This window comes from Gammaproteobacteria bacterium, from assembly GCA_011682695.1.
In the GTDB taxonomy this organism is placed as follows: domain Bacteria; phylum Actinomycetota; class Acidimicrobiia; order Spongiisociales; family UBA4744; genus BMS3Bbin01.
In genome coordinates this window covers 20,322-27,327 of the sequence record JAACED010000025.1, presented here as the reverse complement: position 1 = coordinate 27,327, position 7,006 = coordinate 20,322, and the positions used below count along the sequence as shown (strand labels likewise).

At 62.4% G+C, this 7,006-nt stretch carries 6 protein-coding genes; 3 read left to right on the top strand and 3 right to left on the bottom strand.

Annotation, left to right across the window (positions count from 1 at the left end):
* Nucleotides 1–566, bottom strand: a 566-nt coding sequence (locus tag GWP04_06775) for an ABC transporter permease (GenBank protein ID NIA25257.1), incomplete at its 3' end; no start/stop codon positions are given.
* Nucleotides 563–1,558 carry an ATP-binding cassette domain-containing protein gene (locus tag GWP04_06770; protein NIA25256.1) on the bottom strand — a complete coding sequence of 332 codons (996 nt, stop codon included), beginning with the start codon at nt 1,556–1,558 and terminating at the stop codon, nt 563–565. The genes GWP04_06770 and GWP04_06775, both read right to left, overlap by 4 nt.
* 87 nt (nt 1,559–1,645) lie before the next feature.
* Between GWP04_06770 and GWP04_06765 the strand changes: the two genes are divergently transcribed.
* Entirely contained in the window at nt 1,646–2,089 is a 444-nt protein-coding gene (locus GWP04_06765; protein NIA25255.1) for a MarR family transcriptional regulator, read from the top strand.
* A 91-nt stretch (nt 2,090–2,180) separates the two neighbouring features.
* On the opposite strand, the gene GWP04_06760 is transcribed toward GWP04_06765, so the two are convergent.
* Nucleotides 2,181–3,530, bottom strand: a complete 1,350-nt coding sequence (locus GWP04_06760) for a ClC family H(+)/Cl(-) exchange transporter (protein NIA25254.1) — start codon at nt 3,528–3,530, stop codon at nt 2,181–2,183.
* Nucleotides 3,531–3,726: 196 nt separating this feature from the next.
* On the opposite strand from GWP04_06760, the gene GWP04_06755 reads away from it, so the two are divergent.
* Both GWP04_06755 and GWP04_06750 read left to right on the top strand, forming a co-directional pair.
* Nucleotides 3,727–5,862, top strand: coding sequence for an amino acid permease (locus GWP04_06755; GenBank protein ID NIA25253.1), 2,136 nt, complete (start codon nt 3,727–3,729; stop codon nt 5,860–5,862).
* Between the two features lie 40 nt (nt 5,863–5,902).
* Nucleotides 5,903–6,952: an alpha/beta hydrolase fold domain-containing protein gene (locus tag GWP04_06750; GenBank protein ID NIA25252.1), complete on the top strand. Its 1,050-nt coding sequence runs from the start codon at nt 5,903–5,905 to the stop codon at nt 6,950–6,952.
* The last annotated feature ends 54 nt before the right edge of the window (nt 6,953–7,006 follow it).

The following is a 7,006-nucleotide window of genomic DNA, read 5'->3' as shown; positions in this document are numbered from 1 at the left end:
GCGGCCTCCGGATTCTTGACCAGCAGTCCAAGAACGGCCATCACCCACGACAGGCTGAAAGCGAAGAGCAGCGCCAATCCCAGTCCGAGAGACATGCCGAAGAAGTTGGTCTGGACTCGGAACCCGATAAGGAAGCCGACACCGAGCATCAGCGAGATCACGAACCAGTTCCTCACCAGATCCGAGATGGTGCGTCCGGCCAGCACTGCGGAGCGTGCCATCGGGAGGGAGCGGAACCGATCGATGACTCCCGCGGAAAGATCCTCGGTGAGCCCGAGCGCGGTCTGCCCGGCCCCGAACGCCGCCACCTGGATGAGTAGGCCGGGAACGAGCCAGTTGATATAGCTACCGCCTGCCGCAGGAGGCAGGGCCATGCCGATTGCTCCGCCGAACACATAGTTGAACAGCAGCAGGAACATCACAGGCTGCACGGTTGCGAACAGCAGCACCTGGGGCACCCGCACGTTGCGCCGCAGGTTTCGTTTGGTGATGACCAGCGTGTCTTTGATCGTGTGAGAGAACGACATTCTCGTGCGGATGGGTGCGGGTACGGTTGCGGCAGTCATCGGTTTCTCCTCGCGGGACGGCGTGTATGGCCACCGTTCTTCTCTTCGTGTTGTGCCGTGTGTCCGGTGAGTTCGAGGAACACGTCATCGAGGGTTGGCCGTCGCAGTGCGATGTCCTCGGGAATGACGTTGATCTGGTCGAGGACGCGCACCGTGTCGGTCAACGTTGCAGGTCCGTGTGTGGCCGGCACCAGGATCTTGTTCGACTTGGGCTCGAACGTCGGCCGGTGGCCGTTGACGGAGGCCAGTGCCGCAAGCGTCTCCTCACGGTGGTGATCGGCCACCGTGACCTCGACCACCGCTCCGCCCATGCTCTCCTTCAGTGCGGCGGGGGTCCCCTCGGTAATCAGCCTGCCGTGGTCGATGACGCCAACTCGGTCCGCGAGTTGGTCCGCCTCGTCGAGGTACTGGGTGGTGAGCAGGATCGTCGTGCCGTCATCGACGAGTTCCTTGATCAGATCCCAGAGATCGATGCGACTTCCGGGATCGATCCCGGAAGTCGGCTCGTCCAGGAACAGCACCTGTGGCCTGCCCACCATCGACGCCGCCAGGTCGAGGCGGCGTTTCATTCCCCCGGAGTACGTGCGGACGGGCCGATCCGCGTCGTCGTCCAGGTGGATTCTTTCTAGAACGTCGGCAGCCCTTTGCCTCGCCTCGGCTTTCGGAAGGTTGTACAGGCGGCCGACCATCTCGACGTTTTCTCTCCCGGTGAGGTAGGAGTCGACGGCGGCGAACTGGCCGGCAAGTCCCATGTGGGTCCGGGCGGTCCTCGGATCGGAGAGAACATCGATGCCGGCAATTTCTGCGCTGCCGGAGTCCGGTCTGATGAGGGTGGTCATCACCCTGATGAGCGTCGTCTTGCCTGCGCCGTTCGGGCCGAGGAGCCCGTAGACGATGCCCGGTTCGACTTCGAGGCTGACGTTATCGAGGGCGGTCAGGGAACCGTAGGTCTTGGTGATGTTACCTGCACGCAAGATCGGGTGTGTTGCCATGGAACGCTTCCTTTCTCGGATCATAATATTTGAGGACCACAATTATGCATAATCGTAAAGGTTGTGGGACTGAAGTAAGATAGGGGCATGCACGACGACCAACTTGCAGCCGATGTGATGAACTTGTTCCGAGAGCTGTCCAAGCGAATGCGGCATCGGGTCTTGACACAGCTGGAGGAACTCGACGTGACACCGCAGATGGCCTGGGCGCTGCATCATCTCGGTGACGGGATACCGATGGGAACCCTCGCCGGTCGCCTGTCGTGTGATGCCTCGTATGTGACCGGAATCGCAGATGGGCTCGAGCACCGTGGGCTCGCCGAACGCAGGTCGGACCCGTCGGACCGGCGCGTCAAGCAACTGGTCTTGACCGACGAGGGGAAGCGGGTCAGGGACATGGTGAAAGGCCGGCTCTTCGAGGAACCTCCGCTGCTGGGGTATCTCGACGACGAGGAACTCGCAATGCTCAAGCGAATTCTCGAGAAGATGCTCGGGTCGAACGAGCACGAGGCGCACGAGGCCCCCGGATAGGTTCACTGTGCGGTCCGCAGGGGACCACCACAGCCGGTCATCGTCGGTGACAGCTCGAGGCCGGTCTGGCCGATGCAGAGCGGGAGAGCCTTCAGCGAGCGGGACGATTCCACACGGACGACATCATGCGGCCTCGGAGGCTGTTGTAGATGGGCTCACTGCGCAGCAGTGAAGCGATGAGCACCGCCCCGAATGCCGCAGCCATCATCGGGACGACCAGAGTTGTCGTTGCGGTCATCTCCATGATGAGGACGATGCCGGTGAACGGTGCCCGCACGATCACCGCGAAGAGGGTAGACATTCCGACGATGGCGAACGCTGCCACGGTGGTCCCCGGTCCCGAGAGGAAGCCTGCAGTGATTCCATGGACCACTGCCCCCCACAATGCTCCCACGGCGAGGAGGGGCGAGAAGAGGCCACCCGGTGTTTGCGTCGCGTACGACAGCGGACCGAGAAAGAAACGGACCGCGAAGTAGCCGGCAACGGAGGCGAGGACGATTCCTCCTCCCATCACATGCTCGGTGAGCCGGTCGCCTCCTCCGGTCGCGACCAACGGGTCAAACCACAACAGCAGGCCGACGATCGCTCCGATCGCAGAGGACTTGAGAATCGGTGAGATGTTCTTCATCCGGTCGGACATGTCCAAGAAGAAGAGAATCAGCCGGTTGTAGAAAACGCCGACGACGCCGGTGAGCAGTCCGAAGAGAACGAAGACGATGACGGTCGAACCGCTCGGTGTGCCGATCGGGCCCACGGGGAAATCAGGATGGTTGCCGAGGATGAATCGGGAAGACACGATGGCAGTCGATGTACCTATGAGCGTCACCAGCCCAAGTCGGAGTCGGATCGACTTCGCCACTTCTTCGAACACGAATAGCGCCGCTCCGAGCGGGGCGTTGAAGGCAACGCCGAGGCCTGCCCCGCCGAGAGCCGTTTGCAGGATGCGGATGTCACGATCACCGAGCCGGAGTCGCCGCCCTGCTTCGGAGCCGATTGCCGCACCCAGATGCACGGTCGGCCCCTCACGTCCCAGCGCAAGGCCGGCCCCGATGGCGAGCAGACCGCCGACGAACTTGGCGGGGAGGACTTCCCACGAGGTTGCCGGGATGTCGCCGCGCCAAACAGCTTCTACATCTTGGATACCGCTGCCCGATACTCGAGGCACGAACACCACGATGAGTCTTGCCAGAGCGGTGCAGGCCACGACAACGACAATGGGGAGAATCCAGCCGGGTCCCGACCAGCCGTGCGCCCACTGCAGAAACGACAACCGGTACTCGTCTGCATCGAAGAGGAACAACCGGAAGTAACCTCCCGCAACACCGACGAGTACTCCCGCGAAGGCGGCTACCACACTGACCACGGCCAAACCCAGGACGTCGCGCTGATCCTCTTCCTCGGTCGGTTCCTCGGGGTGGGAGGCTGGAGTTGCTGTGCTCATCTGATCGCTGTTCTTGTGCGTACTGTGGTGATGCAGCCACCGATGGAGGCCGGGCATCTACGATAGCGGGTGCCCGGACCGCTCATGGGTCATAATGGAAGGACCCGCGAAAGGTGGACCCGATGCGATCGCCCGCTCCGAGCCCCCGTCTAAACGGTTCACGACCTGTGAGCCTTCGACCGGCAATGACGTCCGTGTGAAGAGAGAACTAGGGCTCTACTCGGTCATCACGATCAGCCTTGGCGCGATGATCGGTTCAGGCATCTTCGTGCTGCCTGGGCTGGCGGCCAAGATCGCCGGGCCTGCCGTCGTTCTGGCGTACGTCCTTGCCGGCCTCGTGGTGCTCCCTGCGGCGCTGTCGAAGGCAGAGATGGCCACGGCGATGCCGGAGGCAGGGGGAACGTACGTGTTCATCGACAAGGCGATGGGCCCGCTCATGGGTACGGTGGCTGGTTTGGGCGTCTGGTTCTCCCTCATTTTCAAGGCCTCGTTCTCCCTCGTCGGGCTGGGAGCGTATCTCGTGATGTTCTCGAACGCGCCGGTGAAACCGGTGGCACTGGCCTTGGCCGGCGTCCTGATCATCATCAACATCGCCGGGGTCAAGCAGACCGCCGGTGTCCAGAAGACGGTGGTGACCGGTGTCCTGCTCATGCTGGGCTTCTTCATCACCAGGGGCATCCCCCATGTGGATGTCGTCAATCTCCAACCTTTCCTTGGTAAGGGCTTCAAGGGATTGATCGTTGCGACCGGAGTGATCTTCGTGTCGTATGCCGGGGTCACCAAGGTGGCGAGCATCGCCGAAGAGATCAAAGATCCTGGTCGGACCATCCCCCGTGGCATCTTGGGCAGCGTTGCGCTCATGATGTTCATCTACCCGGTGGTCGTCTTGGTGATGGTCGGTGTGGTCGGATCCGGCAGACTTTCCGGAACGGTCGTGCCCGTGGCCGATACCGCTCGTGCATTCCTTGGGGAGGTCGGCGTCGACGTCGTGTCGGCGATCGCGGTGCTTGCGCTGATCAGCATGGCGAACGCCGGTCTTCTCGCGTCTTCTCGTTACCCGTTCGCCATGAGTCGGAATTCCTTGGCCCCCAATGTGCTCCAACGGCTGTCCAAACACTCGAGAACTCCGTTCATCAGCATCGCAGTCACCGGGTCGGTCATGCTCGTGCTCGTTGCCTTCGTTCCTCTGTTGGAACTTGCCAAACTGGCCAGCGCCTTCCAACTCCTGGTGTTCTCCTTCGTGAATATGGCTCTGATCGCGTTTCGGGAGAGTCTCGTGGACTGGTACCAGCCGAAGTTCAGATCTCCCCTGTATCCATGGACGCAGATCTTCGGCATCGTTGCTTCCTTCGGGTTGCTCACGCAGCTCGGTGTCGTGCCACTGGTTGGTGCGGTCGGGATCATCGTCATGGGAATCGTCTGGTATCGGGTGTTCGGGCGATCGCGGGTCAGCAAGCAGAGTGTGTCGCTCGACGCGCTACGAGTTCGTACGACCGCCGGTTTGGTCGAGAAGACGAGAGAGCGGCTGCGTTCACCAGGGGCCGCAAGCCTGCTCGTCGTGTTTCACCATGGGGCGACCCCCGATCGGGAGCGGGCGGTCATGGGCGTCGGACTCCGGTTCCTCGAGCCGGGCGGGCAGTTATCGGTTGTCCATATCGACATGCAGGACATTGGCCCAACTGTGCCGGTTCCCGACCTGCCGGTTGGTGCAGAAGAGCTGGACGTGGATGAGCACCAGACACGCCTTCGGCGAGGCGCGCTGATGGACCTCCTGTCGCAGCGCGGCCCTGAGCTCGTCCTGGTGGAGATACCTCCTGTGAGCCGCCGGACCCGGCAGTACATTGCGGATGCCAGGTGGCTGCGGGAGCACGCGGATGCTTCGGTGCTGTTCTTCCACTATCGGGGGATCCGCGAAGTGAAGACGATCGTGATCATGGGTTCCGGCGGCCCCGCGGACGTCGACAAGATCTCTCTGGCGTATCGCCTTGTCGACCATGACGGTGCAACACTGCGACTGGTCCATGTCCTGGACGAAGCGGCATCCGAAGCGGAAGTCGCGTCGGTTCGCAACTACCACCTCCAACTGAGCAACCTGACCGAAGTTCGCATCGAGAGCCGCGTGGAACGATCTGCGGATCTGTTCGGCAATCTCGACCGGTGGACGGAAGGCGCAGATCTGGTAATACTTGGAGCCGCAGCGCACCCGTCGGTGCACTTCGATCTGTCGGACCGCATCGCCGGTGCGATTCGACACCCGGTGCTGACCGTGTCGCCTCGCGAGGCGCACCGCAAGACGCTGGGCCGGCGGGTCCTCGAGCGCATCATCTATTGACATTGACGGACCCCTGCGCCGATGTTTCTAGGCTGCGGATATGAAGCATATCTCGAGCATCATCCGGCTCTTGCTGGCCGTTTTCAGAGCGGTGCTGGTGCGTGTCGTCCATCGGTTGCTGTGCGGCCCGGCGGTTGCATCGTGGAGCTGGGGGGTGGAGCTGCGGGTCGTTGCCTTGCGGGCCTTCATGGCCGCCTGTGATGAACGCGGCAACAGGGAAGGTCGCAGATGGATCGAAGAGCAGCTCGATCCTCCGTTACCGCGTGAGCTACACGGACTCGTCGAAGCAGAGCCGGGTGTGCTCGGCGGAGTCCCCGGGGAGTGGCTGCGAAGGACCGGATTCGACGATACGACCACGTTGCTGTATCTCCACGGTGGCGGCTACATCAGCGGAAACCCGGCAACTCATCGGCACTTTGCCGGCCGTCTCACGTGGGCGGCGGCGACCAAGACGTTCGTGCTCGACTATCGGCTCGCTCCCAAGCACCGCTTTCCCGCCGCGCTCGACGACGCTATCGCAGCCTATGAAGATCTCATCTCCTCGGGGGTCGACCCGGAGTCGCTGTTCGTGGCAGGCGACTCGGCCGGCGGGGGGCTCGCTTGTGCGCTGTTGTTGTGGCTGAGGGATGTGGGACATTCACTTCCGGCAGGGACAATTCTGTTCTCGCCCTACACGGACCTGGAGCACACGGGAGCTTCGATCTCCGCCAATGCCGTCACCGACTACCTCCCCCTTACCATGGGAAACGCTCAGCCCAACACCATCTACCTTGGTGACCATGATCCCCGGGATCCGCTGGCGTCACCGATGCACGGTGATTTCACGGGGCTACCACCGCTGCTGATCTTCGCCGGGAGTCGGGAGATGATCCTCGACGACTCGATTCGTCTTGCCGAGAAGGCGAGACGAGATGGTGCCGAAGTCACCTTGCACATCGAGCCGGACATGATGCACGTCTGGCCGGCAATCATCCCGAGGCATCCCGCGAGCCTGAAGGCGTTCGCCATCACTGCCGAGTTCGTGAGGTGTGCCCTTCGTCCGTCGACTGGCGACCGGCGTCATCCCGATGCCACGGGAGATGATTCGTAGGTCGGCACTCCGCCATCACCGCACGGGTTCACGGTCGGAAAGCTCGAGCGTGAG

Coding starts and splice junctions, on each gene's coding strand:
- GWP04_06770 (NIA25256.1), bottom strand. CDS start 1,558: ATGGCAACACACCCGATCTTGCGTGCAGGTAACATCACCAAGACCTAC.
- GWP04_06765 (NIA25255.1), top strand. CDS start 1,646: ATGCACGACGACCAACTTGCAGCCGATGTGATGAACTTGTTCCGAGAG.
- GWP04_06760 (NIA25254.1), bottom strand. CDS start 3,530: ATGAGCACAGCAACTCCAGCCTCCCACCCCGAGGAACCGACCGAGGAA.
- GWP04_06750 (NIA25252.1), top strand. CDS start 5,903: ATGAAGCATATCTCGAGCATCATCCGGCTCTTGCTGGCCGTTTTCAGA.